The organism is Paractinoplanes toevensis (genome assembly GCF_018332695.1).
GTDB classification, from domain to species: Bacteria; Actinomycetota; Actinomycetes; order Mycobacteriales; family Micromonosporaceae; genus Actinoplanes; species Actinoplanes toevensis.
On sequence record NZ_BOQN01000156.1, the window covers coordinates 1 to 18,410 of the forward strand.

Annotated in this window: 22 protein-coding genes; 9 read left to right on the forward strand and 13 right to left on the reverse strand. The window is 68.9% G+C overall.

Going from position 1 to position 18,410, the window contains the following annotated elements:
* Positions 1–269: 269 nt before the first annotated feature.
* The gene (locus tag Ato02nite_RS47225; protein ID WP_213013285.1) at positions 270–530 is read right to left on the reverse strand and encodes a YciI family protein; all 261 of its coding nucleotides are present in this window, start codon (positions 528–530) and stop codon (positions 270–272) included.
* A gap of 49 nt (positions 531–579) precedes the next feature.
* Here Ato02nite_RS47225 and Ato02nite_RS47230 point away from each other — a divergent pair, with 49 nt between their 5' ends.
* Complete coding sequence (locus tag Ato02nite_RS47230) at positions 580–1,233, forward strand: Crp/Fnr family transcriptional regulator (protein ID WP_213013286.1); 654 nt, start codon at positions 580–582, stop codon at positions 1,231–1,233.
* Between the two features lie 377 nt (positions 1,234–1,610).
* Here Ato02nite_RS47230 and Ato02nite_RS47235 read toward each other — a convergent pair whose 3' ends face one another.
* Positions 1,611–1,952, reverse strand: coding sequence for an L-rhamnose mutarotase (locus Ato02nite_RS47235; protein ID WP_213013287.1), 342 nt, complete (start codon positions 1,950–1,952; stop codon positions 1,611–1,613).
* A 155-nt stretch (positions 1,953–2,107) separates the two neighbouring features.
* Here Ato02nite_RS47235 and Ato02nite_RS47240 point away from each other — a divergent pair, with 155 nt between their 5' ends.
* From Ato02nite_RS47240 to Ato02nite_RS47255, 4 genes are all read left to right on the forward strand, one after another.
* Complete coding sequence (locus Ato02nite_RS47240; protein ID WP_213013288.1) at positions 2,108–2,584, forward strand: hypothetical protein; 477 nt, start codon at positions 2,108–2,110, stop codon at positions 2,582–2,584.
* A gap of 891 nt (positions 2,585–3,475) precedes the next feature.
* Complete coding sequence (locus tag Ato02nite_RS47245; RefSeq protein ID WP_246608176.1) at positions 3,476–4,864, forward strand: non-reducing end alpha-L-arabinofuranosidase family hydrolase; 1,389 nt, start codon at positions 3,476–3,478, stop codon at positions 4,862–4,864.
* A 94-nt stretch (positions 4,865–4,958) separates the two neighbouring features.
* On the forward strand, positions 4,959–5,348 hold the full coding sequence (locus tag Ato02nite_RS47250; protein WP_213013290.1) for a hypothetical protein: 390 nt from the start codon (positions 4,959–4,961) through the stop codon (positions 5,346–5,348).
* A 286-nt stretch (positions 5,349–5,634) separates the two neighbouring features.
* On the forward strand, positions 5,635–6,000 hold the full coding sequence (locus Ato02nite_RS47255) for a MerR family transcriptional regulator (protein ID WP_213013291.1): 366 nt from the start codon (positions 5,635–5,637) through the stop codon (positions 5,998–6,000).
* 21 nt (positions 6,001–6,021) lie between these two features.
* Here the strand turns inward: Ato02nite_RS47255 and pheT are convergent, their stop codons facing one another.
* The 10 genes from pheT to Ato02nite_RS47305 all read right to left on the reverse strand — a co-directional run bounded on the left by pheT (position 6,022) and on the right by Ato02nite_RS47305 (position 14,863).
* Entirely contained in the window at positions 6,022–8,493 is a 2,472-nt protein-coding gene (gene pheT, locus Ato02nite_RS47260; protein ID WP_213013292.1) for a phenylalanine--tRNA ligase subunit beta, read from the reverse strand.
* 4 nt (positions 8,494–8,497) lie between these two features.
* The gene (locus Ato02nite_RS47265) at positions 8,498–9,559 is read right to left on the reverse strand and encodes a phenylalanine--tRNA ligase subunit alpha (RefSeq protein WP_213013293.1); all 1,062 of its coding nucleotides are present in this window, start codon (positions 9,557–9,559) and stop codon (positions 8,498–8,500) included.
* A 149-nt stretch (positions 9,560–9,708) separates the two neighbouring features.
* Entirely contained in the window at positions 9,709–10,740 is a 1,032-nt protein-coding gene (locus Ato02nite_RS47270) for an alcohol dehydrogenase catalytic domain-containing protein (RefSeq protein WP_213013294.1), read from the reverse strand.
* On the reverse strand, positions 10,740–11,516 hold the full coding sequence (locus Ato02nite_RS47275; RefSeq protein WP_213013295.1) for a TrmH family RNA methyltransferase: 777 nt from the start codon (positions 11,514–11,516) through the stop codon (positions 10,740–10,742). Before Ato02nite_RS47275 ends, Ato02nite_RS47270 begins: the two co-directional genes overlap by 1 nt.
* Positions 11,517–11,590: 74 nt before the next feature.
* Positions 11,591–11,983 carry a 50S ribosomal protein L20 gene (gene rplT, locus Ato02nite_RS47280; protein WP_213013296.1) on the reverse strand — a complete coding sequence of 131 codons (393 nt, stop codon included), beginning with the start codon at positions 11,981–11,983 and terminating at the stop codon, positions 11,591–11,593.
* Positions 11,984–12,022: 39 nt separating this feature from the next.
* Positions 12,023–12,217, reverse strand: a complete 195-nt coding sequence (gene rpmI, locus Ato02nite_RS47285) for a 50S ribosomal protein L35 (protein WP_213013297.1) — start codon at positions 12,215–12,217, stop codon at positions 12,023–12,025.
* A 55-nt stretch (positions 12,218–12,272) separates the two neighbouring features.
* Positions 12,273–12,908: a translation initiation factor IF-3 gene (gene infC / locus Ato02nite_RS47290; RefSeq protein ID WP_213013349.1), complete on the reverse strand. Its 636-nt coding sequence runs from the start codon at positions 12,906–12,908 to the stop codon at positions 12,273–12,275.
* A gap of 348 nt (positions 12,909–13,256) precedes the next feature.
* Entirely contained in the window at positions 13,257–13,718 is a 462-nt protein-coding gene (locus Ato02nite_RS47295; protein WP_213013298.1) for a PH domain-containing protein, read from the reverse strand.
* Entirely contained in the window at positions 13,715–14,557 is an 843-nt protein-coding gene (gene hisG, locus Ato02nite_RS47300; protein WP_213013299.1) for an ATP phosphoribosyltransferase, read from the reverse strand. The genes Ato02nite_RS47295 and hisG overlap by 4 nt, the downstream gene beginning before the upstream one ends.
* A gap of 42 nt (positions 14,558–14,599) precedes the next feature.
* Positions 14,600–14,863, reverse strand: coding sequence for a phosphoribosyl-ATP diphosphatase (locus Ato02nite_RS47305; protein ID WP_213013300.1), 264 nt, complete (start codon positions 14,861–14,863; stop codon positions 14,600–14,602).
* Between the two features lie 77 nt (positions 14,864–14,940).
* On the opposite strand from Ato02nite_RS47305, the gene Ato02nite_RS47310 reads away from it, so the two are divergent.
* From Ato02nite_RS47310 to Ato02nite_RS47325, 4 genes are all read left to right on the forward strand, one after another.
* Entirely contained in the window at positions 14,941–15,813 is an 873-nt protein-coding gene (locus Ato02nite_RS47310) for an ABC transporter substrate-binding protein (RefSeq protein WP_213013301.1), read from the forward strand.
* The gene (locus Ato02nite_RS47315) at positions 15,810–16,658 is read left to right on the forward strand and encodes an amino acid ABC transporter permease (protein ID WP_213013302.1); all 849 of its coding nucleotides are present in this window, start codon (positions 15,810–15,812) and stop codon (positions 16,656–16,658) included. The genes Ato02nite_RS47310 and Ato02nite_RS47315 overlap by 4 nt, the downstream gene beginning before the upstream one ends.
* Positions 16,658–17,398, forward strand: coding sequence for an amino acid ABC transporter ATP-binding protein (locus tag Ato02nite_RS47320; protein ID WP_213013303.1), 741 nt, complete (start codon positions 16,658–16,660; stop codon positions 17,396–17,398). The genes Ato02nite_RS47315 and Ato02nite_RS47320 overlap by 1 nt, the downstream gene beginning before the upstream one ends.
* Positions 17,399–17,504: 106 nt before the next feature.
* On the forward strand, positions 17,505–17,912 hold the full coding sequence (locus Ato02nite_RS47325) for a hypothetical protein (RefSeq protein WP_213013304.1): 408 nt from the start codon (positions 17,505–17,507) through the stop codon (positions 17,910–17,912).
* Positions 17,913–17,916: 4 nt separating this feature from the next.
* Here Ato02nite_RS47325 and ribH read toward each other — a convergent pair whose 3' ends face one another.
* Positions 17,917–18,393, reverse strand: coding sequence for a 6,7-dimethyl-8-ribityllumazine synthase (gene ribH, locus Ato02nite_RS47330; protein ID WP_213013305.1), 477 nt, complete (start codon positions 18,391–18,393; stop codon positions 17,917–17,919).
* Positions 18,394–18,410: the final 17 nt, after the last annotated feature.

Below are 18,410 nucleotides of genomic sequence, written 5' to 3' on the forward strand. Positions count from 1 at the left end.
CCACACCCGGTCTTGGTGCTGGCGACCAGCGGCCAGCATCGCCTTATAGCCGTCCCGGTCAGTGCCGAAGCGACCCTGCCCGACGGTCTGCTCCCGCCAGCGGGACGCACGCCAAATCTGAGCCACACCAAACTACGGTGGGCAGCCGATGTGAGAGCGACCCCGTTGGTCACCTCGACCAAGCCTGGCCGGGCTGCGGTCGTGCTGCCAGTAAACAAGTAGCCGATGTGAGTGGGCCGAGAAAGTGTGTCCGGAAAGGCTGGTGGTTGCTATTGCAGGAATGGCTGCCATTGCCGAATCCGTGCGACCGTGACGCCCGGAGTAGTGAAATAGGGGTCTGCGGCGATCAGCGCGTCGACCGTCTCCCGGTCGGGCGCATCAACGATGATCATTGCTCCGCTGTCGTCAGCGAATGGGCCTGCCATACGAATGGTGCCATCGCGGTGAAGGGCGGCGAGCCGATGGCGATGGGCGGCCCGTGCGGCCAGGCGTTCGGGTTCACTGGTGAAGGTCAACTCTACGGTCCACATGGCGGCACGCTATGCCGCCGTCACCGTACGGCGCAGTATCACTTGATACATGACTTCGGTGGGTTTCATCCCGGCGCTACGAGCCCTGCCCTCAGCGAAGCTGGAGGCGGTTGACCGCGACAGTCACCCGGCGCGGTTCCGTGCCGGTGCGGTGATACGGCCTGCGGGTGAACGGGCGAGCGCCGTCGTCCTACTGCTATCCGGCACCGTGGTGGCCACGCATACCCAGCCCTGCGGCGGTGAGGTGTGGCCCGATCGGTGGACGGGCCCCGCGATCGTGGACAAGGCGGCCGTGCTGGATGGCGAAACACCGTCAACCGGGTTGGCGGCGATTACTGCGGTCACCGCACGACTGCTGCCTCGCATCCGATTCATGCGCTTGCTCGACGAGGAACAGTCGGTGCGTGAGCATGTGCTCGGACAGCTCGCGAAGGACGTCATGGCCAGTCGGCAGCGGCTCTCCCAAGCCGTCACGCTACCGGCGGTCGCTCAACTGGCCGCGTGGCTGGTAGCGCAGAATCCAACGGATCGAGTCGCCTGGCGAGGATCGCAAGAGCAGTTGGCGCGCATGCTCGGGCGGAGTCGGGTAACCATCAACCGGGCCCTGGCGCGCCTTACCGATACTGGCGCCGTCCGAGTGACCGACCAGGGAATTGTCGTCGTTGATCGTAGCCGTCTCGACGTGTTCTCCAACGATTGCTGACCAGCCGCCCAGAGGGCAACGCGGCCGGCCACAGTGCCTCGACGGGACAAGCGGCCGCAATGTCACGCCCGCGGACTGCACTTGATCACCTGTCCGCACATGCCGCCGACCGAGCGCGCTGGTCACCCCGTTGGTCAGTCGACGTCACGCGTCCCGAGGTCTTCCGGGCTGCTCGGTATGGATTGCACTGGACAATGGCGTCACGACCAACGAGGCGAAACGCGCTGTGGTGGAGGGATTGATACGGCTTGCGAACTCTGCTGGCTACCGTGACCGGCCCGACGACAGTCTCTGGTCGTGCGCACCTGTCTTCGGGGTGCCGTGCCTTGCGGTCGTGGCCGGCGGCCGGACAGCGACTTTCCCGCAGCCGGTGCCGTTCACCGAGTCGGCCAGGAGAAGTCCCAGACCAGGTCGCCGGGATCGTCGCCAATGTCGGTTGCTGGGGTGTCGACGAGGTACGGTGCGACCTCCTGCTGCCAGCGCTGATTCACCGGATCCTTGTCCAGGACTTCGTCCATGTGCTGACGGTCGAGCGCGACCACCTGATGGGTGAGGATCAAGTCGTTGCGGTAGATCCGCCAGGCTATGACACCGGCGGCGCGCATCACCGCGTCCAGGTCGGCCGGGATCGCCCGGTGGAAGTCGTCGTACGCCGGGCCCCGGCCTGGCGCCAGAAAGGTGTGAAACTCAAACGGCTCGCCGGGCCCTGCACTGCTCACTTCAGCTCCGTCCAAGGTCGAGCCGTGCTGGACTTGGCCGTGACGGGAGCCTCGGCTTCGACAGCTGTACGACGGCCCAGCGCCGGTTCCGGGCCGGGCTGGCCCTGCATCTATTCAACGGCGAGACCGGTTCGTTCTCCAGTGCCTCCGCGTTCTTGACCTACACCCTGGCCATGTCGCCACGACATGATCTGCTCGCCGTGATCAGGCGCGGCGCGATACCCAATCTCGCCGGCCGGCTGCTGCCGCACCACGATCGCACCGGTCGTGTGTCCGGTCTGCGAGTTGCCGGGCTTGAGCCGTTCCGCCTCTACCATCTGGTTCACGTCCCGACGGGTGCCCGGATGGTGATCGCCGACCGGGAGCACTTCCCGCGCACGGCGCACGGCGATATCCCGGAAGAGGCGTTCGGTCCCCGAGGCCCTGGTCTCGATGTACCCGTGAGTGCGTCGGAGCAGCATGTGACCGACATTGTGGATGAGCTGTCCGATCCGATGCTGCGGTTGTTGGCCGGCCTGGTGGTGCGGGTCTGCACCGTTGGTCCTGGTGAACGATGGTCGTTGGGGGTACTGGTCCGGAGGGTCGGAGCTCTCTGGGGCGGCAGACCGGTGGGAGGTGCGGTGGCAGCGTGAGCCTGATCCTCGTCATATCGCGTACGCGCTCACCGATCCGGTGGCCGGCATCCCTGGTGCGCAGTCGGTGGCCGAACCCGGCGGCAGCTACATCGATGTGACTCTGGATGGCGCGTCGTTGCGTCTGCGGCGGGCGGATGGCCGTGGACAGTGACGCGCCGCCGGGAGGTGATCTCACGTGCCGACTGGGAGCGGTTGAGCCCAGTGGATCAGTACCTGGTGTGGCGGGCGGTCGACCGGAGAGAGGCCAGACGGGCTATGCGGGCGCTGCGGTCTTCGGCACGGTCGTCACGCTGGCGTCTGTGTTCGTCACCGGTCGGATGATCCGGGGAGGCGCTGATCGTTCGATGCCTGGAGTGTCAACGGCGAACTCAGCTCGTTTCGCCCACGTGGGCATGTCGTGGGCCGCTCTTGTGAGCACTTCCTGCTCCGGCTGTGCCACAAAACCTCCAGCCGATACGGATCGTCAGGAAGCATCGACGGGTCGAGTTCGAGGTTGAGGCTTTTGAGGATCGCTCGCACGCCGCCAATCCTGCCGTACGAAACGTCCGCTCATAGCCGCCGAGCGAGCGGCGTGGCCTGGGTGAGCTGTTACGCGGCGTGACGCACGTGGGGCAACCCGCGGGCAACCCGACGCACACTCGTAGCCGATGACAGTGAATTTGATCATGGACGACGCACTTTACGAATGGCGTGTTGAATGGCCAAAAACTGTTATATCAATCGATGATGGTTGGTCGCTTGCCAATCCTCATTGAGGGTTCGGCAGCACTCTCGTAACATGCAAGCAACGGTAGTTAACGTTAACAATGAGGGTCCCTCGACCTTGAGCGCTGCCGCCCCTAACTCAGGAGAGAATCTGTGAACAAATCCAGACGAATGAATGTCGCCATGGCTTCGGCCGGCGCCGTGCTGCTGGGATCGGCTGCGCTCACGGTGGCGCTGCCGGCCAGCGCCGCCGCAGCGGGCTGTTCGGTCAACTACACCATCGCCTCGCAGTGGCAGGGCGGATTCGGCGCCAATGTATCCATCAAGAACCTCGGCGACGCGTTGAGCAGCTGGTCTCTGACCTGGACATACACCGCCGGGCAGACCGTGACCCAGTCGTGGAACACCTCGCTGACCCAGAGCGGTTCCGCCGTCACAGCCAAGAACGTCGGCTACAACGGCTCGATCGGCACGAACGGCGAGGTGTCGTTCGGCTTCAACGGTTCGTCGAACGGCAGCAACCCGGTCCCGTCCGACTTCGCCCTCAACGGCGTGGCATGCACCGGGCAGCCGACCACCACCACCCCGCCGGTCACCCCCTCCTCGGAGCCGCCGGTCACCCCGACCTCGCAGCCGCCGTCGAGCCCGCCGGCCTCCTGCGCGCTGCCGACGTCCTACCGCTGGACGTCGACCGGCCCGCTGGCGCAGCCGAAGTCCGGCTGGGCGTCGCTCAAGGACTTCACGATCGCCCCCTACCAGGGTAAGCAGCTGGTGTACGCCACCACCCACAGCAGCAGCGCCACCGGTGGCTGGGGCTCGATGAACTTCGGTCTGGTCGACAACCTCAACCAGCTCGGCTCGGCCACCCAGACCACCATGAACCAGAGCACCGTCGCGCCGTCGCTGTTCTACTTCGCGCCGAAGAACATCTGGGTCCTCGCCCACCAGTGGGGTGGCCCCGCGTTCTCCTACCGGACCTCCACCAATCCGGCCAACGCCAACGGCTGGTCCGCCCCGCAGACCTTGTCGACCGCCAGCATCACCGGCTCCGGCACCGGCGTGATCGACCAGACGATCATCGGTGACAGCCAGAACATGTATCTGTTCTTCGCCGGTGACAACGGCAAGATCTACCGGCAGATCATGCCGATCGGGAACTTCCCGGGCAGCTTCGGCTCGAACTACACGACGATCATGAGCGATACCTCGGAAAACCTGTTCGAGGCGCCGCAGGTCTACAAGGTGCAGGGCCGCGAGCAGTACCTGATGATCGTCGAGGCCCGGACCAGCTCCTGGGAGCGCTACTTCCGCTCGTTCACGGCGACCAGTCTGAGCGGCACCTGGACGCCTAACGCGGTGACCTATAACAACCCGTTCGCGGGCAAGGCCAACAGCGGTGCCACCTGGACCAACGACATCAGCCATGGCGAGCTGCTGCGTACCAGCGCGGATCAGACGAACACGATCGACCCGTGCAACTTGCAGCTGCTGTACCAGGGCCGCGCCACGAACTCGAGCGGTGACTACGGCCTCCTGCCGTACCGGCCGGGTCTGCTAACCCTGCGCCGCTGATCAACGAACAGGTACGCAGAAGGCGGGCCCGGTTTCCACCAGGCCCGCCCGGTTCTGAGCGTGAGTAGCGATTCTGTCCCGTGAAGAGTGATCGATGGCTATCGTGCTCGATCGTTGGGCCGTGAAGCAGGACCGCGTGCTCAGCCCTCGAGCAGGTCTCGCAACGCCGCTGCGGCCAGCGTGTCGCCGCCTCCGCGGCTTGATGGAAATGTCGTTCGGCACCGGCCAGGTCACCGTGGCTTTGGAGCAGGTTCGCGAGGTTGTGATGTGCGTGCGTATCGCCGAGCTCGGCGCCGGCGCGGTAGGCAGCTTCCGCGGGCTTCTCTCTGCTTGTGACCGCATTTGGGGCGATGGCGTGCACCACCTACATGCGTCGGTAGCGGCCCGACCCACGGTGCCGTGGGCCGGAGGCGTCCAAGTTTCCGTGCCACGTGTGGTAGCAGAGCAACGTGGAGAACTCTCGGGCGAAGCCGTCGAGGTCTGAAAAGTTCGCCCCGTCGATAGTCAGGACGGGCAACTCTTCGCCGCTGGTGACCATGACTGGAATATGACGGAGCCGTGCAGGCGTCGGCATCCGGATTTGCGGCGATCCGTGTCTCATCCGGTAGCACAGCATGAGCGCCGGACGTTGGGCGCCTACCACCTATCCTCGGGTTGCGACAAACGATCGGAGCCGACGATCTTGCGTGGTGAAATGGCCGCATGATCCGTGATCGTCCGGCCGCTGGGCGGGGTCTTCTCGCGCACAGAATCGACGTAGCCTGACGGGCATGCCCACCTACACCCCCGGACAGGTCGTCGAGAAGACCGGGTTCAGCCTGGACACGCTGCGCTACTACGAGAAGATCGGCCTGCTCGAGGACGTGCCGCGCACGTCCGGCGGCCGGCGGCAGTACCGGGACGACGACGTGGGGTGGCTGGAGATGTTGCGCTGCCTGCGCGACACCGGCATGCCGATCGCCCGGATGCTCGAGTTCGCCGAGCTGAGCCGCGAGGAAGAGTCGATCCCCGATCGGATCGCGCTGCTCGAGGAGCATGACCGGGACGTCGAGGAGCGCATCGACATCCTGCTGCGCCAGCGTGACCACATCCGCGGCAAGATCGCCTATTACAAGTCGGTGACCGGCCCGCGGTAGGCCGCGGGCCGGTCCGGTGACTCAGGCGCCGCGCAGCGTCGCCCCGAAGCGGGACGCGGCCGCGGCCACCGCGGCGTCCCGGGCCGCGAGGGCTTCCTCCGAGGTGAGCGTGCGGTCCGGGGCACGGAAGGTCAGCTTGTAGGCGAGGGACCGCTTGCCCTCGCCGAGCTGGTCCGACTCGTACACGTCGAACAGCGCCACCGATTCCAGCAGCTCCCCCGCGCCGGCGACCAGCGCCGCCTCGACCTCGGCGGCCGGCACCGAGCGGTCGAGCACCAGCGCCACGTCGATCAGCGCCGGCGGGAACGTCGAGATGCGGATGCCCTGCACGACCGGGGCTGCCGGGATCGCGTTCAGGTCCAACTCCATGGCGACGGTCCGCTTGGGCAGTTCGAGCGCCGACACGACGGCCGGGTGCAGCTCGCCGGCGTGCCCGACGACCGTGCCGTCGACCGAGACGGCCGCGCACCGGCCCGGGTGCCAGGGTGCGAGCTCGGCCGCGGCGACGGTGACCCGCGCGTCCGCGATGCCGGCGGCGGACAGTGCTATCCGGGCCGCCTCGATCGCGTCGGCCCAGGTCGCCGTGCGGCCCGCGCCCCACCAGCCGGAGGGGGCGATCTCGCCGGTCAGCACGGCCGCGAGGTGCCACGGCTGGTTGGGCACGAACATGTTCGCGGCCGCCCAGTCGGCGTCGTTGGGACGCCGGTCGACACCCATCACGGGCGGCGGCGTGCTGGACCGGCCGGGCAGGAAGACCGTGCCGATCTCGTAGAGTGCCAGGTCACGCAGCCCGCGGCCGAGGTTGCGCTTGAGGGTGCCGAGCAGCGGCGCCAGCAGCGACGTGCGCAGCAGCGGCTCCTCCTCGGACAGCGGGTTGGTCAGTCGCACCGCGCTGCGCCGCGGGTCGTCGATCGGGTAGCCGAGGGCGTCGGCGAGGCCGGGCGCGAGGAAGGGGTAGGTCCACACCTCGACGAAACCGTTCTCGGCCATCGCCCGCCCGATCGTGCGCCGGCGGCGCTGTGCGGCGGTGATGCCGGCACCCCCGCGGGCCGGCGGCAGGATGCTCGGGATGTTGTTGTAGCCGCCGAGCCGGGCCACCTCTTCCACCAGGTCGATCCCGGCGACCAGGTCGGGACGCCAGGTCGGCGGGGTGACCTCGAGCGGGTTGACGCCGGTGACCGTGCAGCCGATCCGGCTCAGAAAATCAACAACCTCAGAAGCCGGATAGGGTACGCCGATCCGCTGCGCCGGCAGGGCCGGGTCGAGCAGGATCGGGCCGGGCAGCTGCCGATGGTCGAGATCGAGGACGCGCTCGTCGACGGTGCCGCCGGCGTGCGCGGTGAGGATCTGCACGGCCCGTTCGAGCGCGACCAGGGTGAGGTTCGGGTCGACGCCGCGCTCCCAGCGCTTGGCGGCCTCGCTGAACAGCTTGTGCCGGCGCGCGGTGCGACCCACCATGATCGGGTCCCAGTGGGCGGCCTCGAGCAGCACGTCGACGGTGTCGGGCTGCCACTCGCTGGTCTCGCCGCCCATCACCGCGGCGAGCGAGATCGGACCGGTGTCGTCGCAGATCACCATGTCCTCGGCGTCGAGCACCCGGGCCACCCCGTCCAGGGTGGTCAGTTTCTCCCCCGGCCGGCTGCGGCGGACCACGAGCGGCCCGGAGATCCGGTTGGCGTCGAACACGTGCATCGGCTGGCCGAGTTCGAGCATCAGGTAGTTGGTGATGTCGACGGGCAGCGAGATGGTGCGGATGCCGGCCGCGACGAGCCGGCGCTGCATCCAGGCCGGTGACGGCGCGTTCGGGTCGATGCCGCGCACCACCCGGGCCGAGAAACGGTCACAGCCGACGGTGTCCTCGACGGACACCGGGAACGGCACGTCGGTGGTTCCGCCGGGTGCGTCGAGATGCGCCGGATCGGTGTACGCGGCGTCGAAGGCGTACGACAACTCGCGGGCCAGGCCGCGCAGGCTCATCTGGTAGCCCCGGTCCGGCGTGATCTCCACCTCGACCACGACGTCGTCGAGTCCGACGATCGGCCGGGCATCCTCACCGGGAGTCCCGGCGGGCAGCACGATGATGCCCGAATGGTCGCCGCTCAGACCCAGCTCGGCGGCCGAGCAGATCATGCCGTTGGAGTTCCGCCCGTACGTCTTCCGGGCGCCGATCTTGAAGCCACCCGGCAGCTCGCCGCCGGGCAGGATCACCACGACGAGGTCGCCCTCGGCGAAGTTCCGGGCGCCGCAGACGATCTCCTGCGGAGCATCCTTGCCGACGTCGACCGTGCAGAACCGGATCGGCTTCTTGAAGCCGGTCAGCTCCTCGATGGTCAGCACCCGGCCGACGACCAGGTCACCCTTCACGGTGGCGGCCTGGTCGACGATCGACTCGACCTCCATCCCGAGGTTGGTCAGCGCGTCGTCCAGCTGCTCGGTGGACAGGTCCGCGGGCAGTTCGACGTAGTCCCGCAGCCAGGACAGCGAAGTCTTCATCGCCTCAGACCTCCATGCCGAAGTTCACGGTGAAGCGCGCGTCGCCCTCGACCAGGTCGCGCATGTCGCCGACGCCGTTGCGGAACATCAGGGTGCGGTCCACGCCCATGCCGAACGCGAAGCCCGAATAGCGGTCCGGGTCGATGCCGCAGGCCACCAGGACCCGCGGGTTGACCATGCCGCAGCCACCCCACTCGACCCAGCGCGGCCCGTCCCGGTGCTGCGCGAACCACACGTCGAACTCGGCCGACGGCTCGGTGAACGGGAAGTAGTGCGGCCGCCAGCGGGTGCGCGCGTCCGGCCCGAACATCGCCTTGGCGAAGTGGTCGAGGGTGCCGCGCAGGTGCGCCATGGTGATGCCCTCGTCGACGACCAGGCCCTCGATCTGGTGGAAGACCGGGCTGTGGGTGGCGTCCAGCTCGTCGGAGCGGTAGACCCGGCCCGGGCAGACCACGTAGATCGGCGGCTGCCGGGTGAGCATGGTGCGCACCTGGCCGGGCGAGGTGTGCGTGCGCATCACCAGGCCGGGCAGGTCCACGTAGAACGTGTCCATCGAGCCGCGCACCGGGTTGTCCGGGCCGATGTTGAGCGCGTCGAAGTTGGCCCACTCGAGCTCCAGCTCGGGCCCCTCGACCACGTCGTAGCCCATGCCGGCGAACAGGTCACCCATGTGCTCCATGAGCGTGGTGATCGGGTGCCGGGCCCCGCGCGGCCGCCGGTCCCACGGAAGGGTGACGTCGACTCGCTCCTCGACCAGAACCCGGGCGGCCTGCTCGACCTCCAGGGCCGCGAAGCGGGCGTCGAACGCGCCCTGGATCGCCTGGCGGGCCTCGTTGACCCGCTTGCCGGCGTCGGACTTGGCAGCCGGCGGCAAGGAGCCGATCTCCCGCCGGGCCAGCGACACCGGGGAGCGGTCACCCAGGTGGGCGGGCTTGAGCGCGCCGAGGGCGTCCAGGTCGGACGCGGCGCCGAACGCCGCTTGGGCGGCCGTGACGGCCTCGGTCAGCGACTCGGGCGACAGCAGGACGGCCTGCTTCGGATCGTACGGATCATTGCGGTAGGACATGCTTCCCCTCACACCGGAATTGCCATCGGGCAGTGTACGGAGAGCGGCTCAGCCGCAGCCCGCCGGTCAGGGAGTGAACGCGCGAAAGTCAGATCCGGCGCCCGCGACCAGCGGGCCGGATAAACAGCTTCATCGGACCTGACACGCCGTCAGCATACCGCCACCACGATCCCACCCGCGCGCGCCACCGGGTCGTCCATCGCCATCAGAGCCTCGCCGGCCTCGGCCAGCGGGACGGTCTCCCGCACCAGCCGTCGCGGGTTGAGCCGTCCCGAGACGACGAGCTCGATCATGGCGGGGTAGTCGACGGCGGCCATCCCGTGCGAGCCGACGATCTCCAGCTCGTGCGCGACGACCAGGTCCCACGGCAGCGGCGCCCGGGCGTCCCCGCCCAGCATCAGCCCGACCTGCACGTGCCGCCCGCCCCGGCGCAGGCTGCGCACCGAGGCCATCGCGGTCTCGGCCGAGCCGTACGCGTCGATCGCCACGTCCGCCTCGCCGAGGATCTCGGTCTTCAGCACCGCGCCGAGGTCGGCCGCCGTCGCCCGGGCCTCCGGCGACGGGTCCACCGCGAGCACCCGCGCGCCCAGCGCAACCGCGATCATGATGGCGGACAGGCCGACTCCCCCACAGCCGTACACGGCGACCGTCGCATCCGTCCGCAGTGGTGCCGCCGACCCCGCGGTCGCGAGCGCCGGCGGGGTCAGCCCGCGCAGCGCCCGGAACGCCGTGGCGAACCGGCAGCCGAGCGCCGCCGCCCCCACGAAGTCGATCTCCTCGGGCAGCCGGACCAGGTTGGTCTCGGCCGCGCGCACCACGACCCGCTCGGCGAACGAACCCGGATGGGTGAACCCGGGCTGGGTCTGGTCGGGGCACACCTGGGCGTTGCCGGACTTGCAGTAGTCGCACCGCCCGCACCCGTTGACGAACGGCGCGGTCACCCGGTCACCCACGGCGAACCCGGCCACTTCCCGCCCCACCGCCGAGACGACGCCGGCGAACTCGTGGCCCGGCACGTGCGGCAGCGGCACCGGGTCGTGCCCGCGCCAGGCGTGCCAGTCCGACCGGCACACGCCGGTGGCCCGCACCTCGATGATCGCCCCGTCCGGCGGCAGCGCGGGCTCGGGGATCTGGCGCAGCGAGATCGGCGCGCCGACCGCGTCGTAGACCTGGGCGCGCATCAGCGGTGCGCCCGGGCCGAGGCGTACAGGCAGACGGCGGCGGCCGCGGCCAGGTTGAGGCTCTCCGCGCCGCCGTAGATCGGCACCCGCACCCGCCGGTCGGCCGAGTCGAGCAGGTCCTGCGGCAGCCCGTGCGCCTCCGATCCGAAGATCCACGCGGTGGGCGCGGTCAGCGCGCCCTCATCGAGCAGGGAGTCCAGGTCGTCGGAGCCGTATCCGCTGGTCGCGAGGGTCTGCAGGCCGAAGTTCCGCAGCTCGTCGACGATGTCCAAACCGGTGCGCACCACATCTACATGAAACAGCGAGCCGGCCGACGCGCGTACGCATTTGCCGTTGTAGGGGTCGACCGCGTCGCCCGCGAAGATCACCGCGTCGGCCCCGGCGGCGTCGGCCGTCCGCAGGACGGTCCCGGCGTTGCCCGGGTCGCGGATCTCCGCCACCACCGCCACCAGCCGTGGCCCCTTCGCCAGGGCCGCACTGAGCGTGACGTCGACCTGCTCGCAGACCGCGACGATGCCCTGCGGCTGCACGGTCTCGGTGAGCGCGGCCAGCGCCTCGTCGTCGATCTCGGAAGCGGACGGCGCGAGCAGCGCGAGATCACCGTGCCGGGTCAGCGCGTCGCCGGTGCCGAACAGCTCCAGCACCACTCCCGCGGCGAGCGCTTCGCGCACCGCCTGCGGTCCTTCGGCCAGAAATCGCCCGGTCTGATCGCGATCCCGGCGGCGCTGCAGACGCCGGGCCGCGACAACCCGAGGGGTACGGGTAGTGAAAGTCATCTGAGAACCCTTCCGGCAGCACGGCAAGGCGCCCCCCGAACAGTTCGGAGGGCGCCTGGCGATGATGCGAGTTATCAGGCAGCCTGCGCGGCGGCGCCGCCGGTGCCCTCGGCCGCGACGGCAGCGCGCGCGACCTCGACGATGGCCGCGAACGCGGCGGCGTCGTTGACGGCCAGGTCGGCCATGATCTTGCGGTCCACCTCGATGCCGGCCAGCTTGAGGCCCTGGATGAGGCGGTTGTAGGTCATGCCGTTCGCGCGGGCGGCCGCGTTGATACGCGTGATCCACAGCTGGCGGAAGTCGCCCTTGCGGTCACGGCGGTCGCGGTACGCGTACTGCATCGAGTGCAGCACCTGCTCCTTGGCCTTGCGGTACAGCCGCGAGCGCTGCCCGCGGTAGCCGCTCGCGCTTTCGAGCAGGGTGCGACGCTTCTTCTGGGCGTTGACAGAACGCTTGACGCGTGCCATTTCGGTGCTCCTAACAGGGGACTTAGTGTGGCGCGCGCGTCAGCGGCCCAGCAGCTTCTTAACTCGCTTGGTGTCGGCCTTGGCCACCGTGACCGTGCCGGTCATCCGACGAGTGACCTTGGAGGACTTACCCTCCAGCAGGTGGCGCTTGCCGGCCTGCTCGGTGAGCAGCTTGCCCTTGCCGGTGACCTTCACCCGCTTGCCGGTACCGGTGTGGGGCTTGAACTTCGGCACTTAAAGCCTCTTTCTGGTCTTTCCGCCCGGCCCGGGGCCGGACGGAAAAGCTGAATTACTCTGCGGTGGCTTCGGAGACCTCGGGGACGTCGGCCTCCGCTGCCGCGGCGACGTCGCCTTCACGCGGCTCCCGCGGCGGTCGCGCGTTGGCCGCGATCGTCGCAGCAGCTGCTGCCTTCGTGGCCCGGTGGGGGGCCAGCACCATGATCATGTTTCGGCCGTCCTGCTTCGGACTGGCCTCCACGAAGCCCAGCTCCGAGATCTCCTCGCTGAGCCGGCGCAGGAGCCGGAAACCCAGCTCGGGACGACTCTGCTCGCGACCGCGGAACATGATCGTCACCTTGACCTTGTCGCCCGCCTTGAGGAAGCGGACCACGTGACCCTTCTTGGTCTCGTAGTCGTGCGGGTCGATCTTCGGCCGAAGCTTCATTTCCTTGATGACGGTCTGCTGCTGGTTGCGCCGCGCTTCGCGTGCCTTCAGTGCGCTCTCGTACTTGAACTTGCCGAAGTCCATGAGCTTGCACACCGGCGGCCGCGCCATGGGAGCAACCTCGACCAGGTCCAGGTCTACGTCCGCAGCCAGCTGCAGGGCGCGCTCGAGCGGGACGATGCCCACCTGCTCACCCTCGGGGCCGACCAAACGGACCTCACGAGCCCGGATCTGTTCGTTAACGCGTGGTTCGACGCTGATGGGGCCTCCTCAGAACGGTTTACTTTTCCACGCCTCCGCAGTCCCACCCGCGGAAACGTTGCCAATGTCGGTCGGCCCCAGCGCAACCCCTGGTGCGGGGCGCAGGGAAAGCAGAAGGCCCCGGCACGCATGCCAGGGCCCGCTCGACCGGTCATCGGCGCCCATGAGGACGCACCCCGGGCCTGAGATATTCCCTGCGGAACATCCGGACCGGGTGACCGGACCCGGCGTCTAGTTGACGGCGGGTGGGAACCAGCGGGCTCCTCTTTCGCGACTTCTGGTTTCCGAGAGACTCAGTTACCTGAAAACCCAGTTACCTGAAGACGTGGTCGACTGCGGGCAAGTCTATCAGGCGCTCACGGACGCTTGATGGAGGGCCCGAAGTGCGCGGACACCCTCGACCGCGTAGTCCTTGTCGGCGGCCTGCAGGGCGTGGATCGACACCTGCTCGTCGTCGTGCAGTTCGAGCTGCGCCCACGGCGAGTTGCGGTCGAAGCGCACGGCCCGCACCACCGACCAGGGCAGGTCGTAGCCGCCGACGACGTTGCGGATGTGGATGGACTCGGCGTCGGCGATCACCCGGGGCCGGCAGAACGCGAGGATGCCGAGCGCGATCAGGATGCCCAGGCCGATCATGGCGGTCTGGTCGCCGCGCTCGAACTGGCCCGAGTTCTCGAAGCCCGTCGAGCCGCTCAGCCCGAAGCTGATCGCGGTGAACAGCACGACCACGCCGGCGGCCAGGCCACCGGCGACCCAGCGGATCTTCTGCGGGCGATATGTCACCGTCTCCACGGTCACCAATGTACTCATAGTCGGCAGTTCGCGATGTCGGTGACCAGGATGGCGCGGGCGCCCAGCTCGTAGAGCTCGTCCATGATCTGGTGCACGTTCGCGCGCTGGACCATCGCCTGCACGGCGACCCAGCCCTCCCGGTGCAGCGGGGAGACCGTCGGCGACTCGATGCCGGGGGTCAGCGCGGTCGCGTTCTCCAGCAGGTCGGCGCGCACGTCGTAGGCGAGCATCACGTAGCTGCGGGCCACCAGGACGCCCTGCAGGCGGCGGATCAGCTGGGACACCCCGGCCGGGGCGTGGCCGGGGCGGCCGATCATGATCGCCGACGAGCGCAGCAGCGGCTCGCCCAGCGTGACCAGGCCGGCCTGGCGCAGCGTGGCGCCGGTCTCCACCACATCGGCGATCAGGTCGGCCACGCCGAGGCGCACCGCGTTCTCCACCGCGCCGTCCAGCCGCACGACGTCGGCCTTGAGGTCGTGCTCGGTGAGGTAGCGCTCGACCACCCCGGGGTAGGCGGTGGCGATCCGCCGGCCGCCGACCTCGGCGGCCGAGGTGATGGTCCCGGGCGGGGCGGCCCAGCGGAAGGTGGCGCCACCGAAGGCCAGGTCGAGCACCTCCTCGGCGGCGACCCCGGAGTCGACCAGCAGGTCCCGGCCGGTGATGCCGAGGTCGAGGTCGCCGGTGCCGACGTAGGTGGCGATGTCCCGGGGCCGCAGGTAGAAGAACTCGACGTTGTTCGGCTCGTCGCGGCAGATCAGGTCTTTGGGATCGGTGCGCTGGCGGTAGCCGGCGTCCCGCAGCATCTGCGAGGCGGGCTGGGACAGGGTGCCTTTGTTGGGAATAGCGATGCGCAGCATCGAACGTGCTCCTTCGTCTCGTGAACGGACCGGGGGCGCACGTCACAGATGTCGATACACGTCCTCGAGGTCGAGACCAGTCGCGATCATCAGGACCTGAGCCTGGTAGAGCAGCTGGGAAATCTCCTCCGCGGCCCGCTCGGGGCCCTCGTGCTCGGCCGCCATCCAGGACTCGGCCGCCTCTTCGACGACCTTTTTCCCGATGAAGTGGACTCCGCGCTCCAGGGCCACGACGGTGGACGACCCCTCGGGGCGCGTCGCCGCCTTTTCCTGAAGCTCGGCGAACAGCTCTTCGAACGTCTTCACGGGCGCCATTGTGACAAGTCATCACGGGATCGATACGAACGGCCCCAGCAGGTGAGACGTGCCCTAGGCTCGCCGTCATGGTCAGCCGAAACACCCTCATCACCACGGGCGGTGCCGCCCTCGTCCTTGCTGCCCTCGCGGCGTGCGCCCCCGCCGACGAGACCACCGCCTCGACGCCCTCTGCCAGCGCTTCCACGAACGCGTGCGCGCCGGAAACACTGCAGACGAAGACGGCCGGCAAGCTCACGATCGGCACCGACAACCCGGCCTACGAGCCGTGGTTCAGCGATAACAAGCCGAGTAACGGCAAGGGCTTCGAGTCCGCCGTGGCGTACGCGGTGGCCCAGCGCCTCGGCTACTCGACCGAGAACGTGACCTGGATCTCTGTGACGTTCAACAACGCGATCGCGCCGGGCCCGAAGGCGTACGACTTCGATATCAACGAATTCTCCATCACCGACGAGCGCCGGCAGGCCGTCGATTTCTCCTCCCCCTACTACCTGGTCAAGCAGACCGTGATCACGGTCAAGGGTTCGAAGATCGCCGGCGCCAAGTCGCTGGCCGACCTGAAGAACGCCAAGCTCGGCGCGCAGGTGGGCACGACCAGCTACCAGGCCATCACCGACGTGATCAAGCCGGCGACCGACCCGCAGGTCTTCAACAACAACGACGACGCCAAGGCCGCCCTGGTCAACAAGACCGTCGACGGCATCGTGGTGGACCTGCCGACCGCGTTCTACATGACGGGCGCCGAGCTCGACAACGGCATCATCGTCGGCCAGCTCGCCTCGGTCGGCACGCCCGAGCAGTTCGGCCTGGTGCTCGACAAGGGTTCGTCGCTCACCACCTGCGTCAGCACCGCGGTCGACCAGCTGCGCCAGGACGGCACCCTCGCGGTGCTGGAGAAGCAGTGGCTGGCCGGCACGGGCGGGGCGCCCGAACTCTCGTGAGCTCCGAGTTACACCGACCGAGTGACAAGCAGCTAGCGAGGATCGCCTTCCGGCGTCGGAAGGCGATCCGCTCGGTGCTGCTGGCGGCCCTGTCCACCGCGGTGCTCGGCACGCTTTTCGCGGTGCTGATCACCGGCGCGCCGGGCTGGGACCGGGTCAAGCAGTCGTTCTTCCGCGGCGACATCGCCCGGGATTCGCTGCCCGCCATCCTGGACGGGCTATGGCTCAACATCCGGTTGTTCGTCGTCTGCGCGGCCTGCGCGCTGGCCCTCGGCCTGCTGGTCGGGGTGCTGCGCACGCTGCGCGGACCGGTGTTCTTCCCGGTGCGGGCGCTGGCGACGGTCTACACGTACTCGTTGCGTGGCCTGCCGCTGATCATCACGATCTACCTCTTCGCGTACGGGATCCCGGGTCTTCGCCTGCAGGGGACGCCGAGCGTGACCGTTCTCGGCGGCGCGGCCATCGTCATCACCTACGGTGCCTACATCGCCGAGGTGCTGCGGTCCGGCATCGAGTCGGTGCACCCCAGCCAGGTCGCGGCGGCCCGTTCGCTCGGGCTGAGCTACCGCCGGACGATGCGCTTCGTGGTGCTGCCGCAGGCGGTGCGCCGGGCCGCCCCGCCGCTGCTCAACGACGTCGTGTCGATGCAGAAGGACGTGGGCCTGATCTCGCTGGCCGGGCCGGTGGACGCGATTCGGGCGGCCCAGATCAGCCAGGCCGGCAGCTACAACTTCACGCCGTACATCGTGGCGGGTGTGCTCTTTGTTCTGCTGGCCCTTCCGCTCATCGGGATCACCGACTGGGTGACGCTGCGTGCCGCCCGACGCCAGAACGCGGGGACCTGATGCTTCTCACCTGCACGGAAGTCCGCAAGACGTTCGGCGACGCGGTGGTGCTCGACGGGCTCGACCTGACCGTGGACGAGCACGAGGTGATCGCGCTGATCGGCGCGTCCGGCTCGGGCAAGTCGACGCTGTTGCGCTGCGTGAACCTGCTGACCGAGATCGACGACGGCACGATCATGCTGGACGGCGAGGACATCACCGATCCGCGGGTGAACCCGGACGTCGTACGCCGGAAGATCGGTCTGGTCTTTCAGAGTTACAACCTGTTCCCGCACATGACCGTGCTCGACAACATCACCCTGGCCCCGACGAAGGTGCGCCAACGGCCCGCCGCCGAGGCGAAGGCGCAGGCGATGGAGTGGCTGGACCGGGTCGGCCTGGCCGACAAGGCCGGCAGTTACCCCGACCGGCTCAGCGGCGGCCAGCAGCAGCGGGTGGCCATCGTCCGGGCCCTGGTCAACAGCCCGCGGCTGCTGCTGCTCGACGAGGTGACCTCGGCGCTCGACCCGGAGCTGGTCGGCGAGGTGCTCACCATGATCCGCGACCTCAAGGGCGACGGCATGACGATGGTCCTGGCCACCCACGAGATGGGTTTCGCCCGTCAGGTGGCCGACCGGGTGGCGTTCCTGGACAAGGGCCGGGTCCTGGAGCAGGGGCCGCCCGCACAGGTGCTCGGCGACCCGGTCGAGGCCCGCACCCGGCAGTTCCTGGCGCGCATCATCGAGGCGGGCCGGCTGTAATCCGACCAGGTCGGATCACGGACGGTAACCCCTTCGTGGGCCCGCCGGGATGCCATGGTGCATCCGCGGGCACGGGGACTCTCCCGTGCTTACGGGGAGGCAACTCATGCGCCTGTACACCGCCATGGCCGCTGCCGTGCTGATGATCGTCGCCGGCCCGGCACCGGCCGGCGCGTCCGGCCGGTACGGCTTACGCCTGCGGTCCGCGACGGTGCTTCCGGGCGGAGCCGCCGTCGATGTGCATTACGTGGCGACCTGCCCGCCGGGCGCGCTGGCCGATATCGGCGTGTCGATCGCTCAGCGGACCGGTTCGCACGTCGCCGTCGGCAGCGGCAACACCGGGGTCGTCTGCAACGGGCTGCCACGCCCGGTGCTGCTGCGGGTCCCGGCCACCGGCGGCGGGGTGTGGTTCCGGCCGGGCCGGGCCCGCGCCACCGCCGGCCTGCGGGCCGTGACCGGGCTCGGCATCGTGGCCGACGACGACCGGGCCCGGTTGACGGTGATGCGCCGCTGACGAACTACGGCTTGGTCAGGTCGCGCAGCACGAGGGCCGCGTCCAGCGCCGCCACCGTGCTCTGCCAGCCCTTGTCCTCGATCGAGTCCTCCAGGCCGGCGCGGTCGCGGGCCTGGCCGAGGCTGTGCACGGTCAGCACGCCGTGCGCCACCGGGGTCTGCTCGTCGAGGGCGATCCGGGTGAGCCCGGCGGTGACCGAGTCACAGACGTAGTCGAAGTGCGGGGTCTCGCCCTTGATCACGACGCCGATCGCGACCACCGCGTCGCACTGCTTGGCCAGCGCCTGCGCGACGACCGGCAGTTCGACGGCGCCGCCCACCCGGTGGATGACCACGTCCGTCACACCGCACGCCTCGGCGGCGGCCTTCGCCCGCTCGATCATGTGATCGATCAGTTCGGCGTGCCAGCGCGCGCCGACGATGCCGAGCCGCAGCCCGGCCGCGTCGACGGTCTGCATGTGCGGGTCACCGAAGCCGGCCATGTGTTGCCCCCTTTTTC

Excerpts from the sequence above, each read along its gene's own strand:
- Ato02nite_RS47225 (WP_213013285.1), bottom strand. The coding sequence starts at position 530 with ATGTGGACCGTAGAGTTGACCTTCACCAGTGAACCCGAACGCCTGGCC.
- Ato02nite_RS47230 (WP_213013286.1), top strand. The coding sequence starts at position 580 with ATGACTTCGGTGGGTTTCATCCCGGCGCTACGAGCCCTGCCCTCAGCG.
- Ato02nite_RS47245 (WP_246608176.1), top strand. The coding sequence starts at position 3,476 with ATGGCTTCGGCCGGCGCCGTGCTGCTGGGATCGGCTGCGCTCACGGTG.
- Ato02nite_RS47250 (WP_213013290.1), top strand. The coding sequence starts at position 4,959 with ATGGCTATCGTGCTCGATCGTTGGGCCGTGAAGCAGGACCGCGTGCTC.
- Ato02nite_RS47255 (WP_213013291.1), top strand. The coding sequence starts at position 5,635 with ATGCCCACCTACACCCCCGGACAGGTCGTCGAGAAGACCGGGTTCAGC.
- pheT (WP_213013292.1), bottom strand. The coding sequence starts at position 8,493 with ATGAAGACTTCGCTGTCCTGGCTGCGGGACTACGTCGAACTGCCCGCG.
- Ato02nite_RS47265 (WP_213013293.1), bottom strand. The coding sequence starts at position 9,559 with ATGTCCTACCGCAATGATCCGTACGATCCGAAGCAGGCCGTCCTGCTG.
- Ato02nite_RS47270 (WP_213013294.1), bottom strand. The coding sequence starts at position 10,740 with ATGCGCGCCCAGGTCTACGACGCGGTCGGCGCGCCGATCTCGCTGCGC.
- Ato02nite_RS47275 (WP_213013295.1), bottom strand. The coding sequence starts at position 11,516 with ATGACTTTCACTACCCGTACCCCTCGGGTTGTCGCGGCCCGGCGTCTG.
- rplT (WP_213013296.1), bottom strand. The coding sequence starts at position 11,983 with ATGGCACGCGTCAAGCGTTCTGTCAACGCCCAGAAGAAGCGTCGCACC.
- Ato02nite_RS47295 (WP_213013298.1), bottom strand. The coding sequence starts at position 13,718 with ATGAGTACATTGGTGACCGTGGAGACGGTGACATATCGCCCGCAGAAG.
- hisG (WP_213013299.1), bottom strand. The coding sequence starts at position 14,557 with ATGCTGCGCATCGCTATTCCCAACAAAGGCACCCTGTCCCAGCCCGCC.
- Ato02nite_RS47310 (WP_213013301.1), top strand. The coding sequence starts at position 14,941 with ATGGTCAGCCGAAACACCCTCATCACCACGGGCGGTGCCGCCCTCGTC.
- Ato02nite_RS47320 (WP_213013303.1), top strand. The coding sequence starts at position 16,658 with ATGCTTCTCACCTGCACGGAAGTCCGCAAGACGTTCGGCGACGCGGTG.
- Ato02nite_RS47325 (WP_213013304.1), top strand. The coding sequence starts at position 17,505 with ATGCGCCTGTACACCGCCATGGCCGCTGCCGTGCTGATGATCGTCGCC.
- ribH (WP_213013305.1), bottom strand. The coding sequence starts at position 18,393 with ATGGCCGGCTTCGGTGACCCGCACATGCAGACCGTCGACGCGGCCGGG.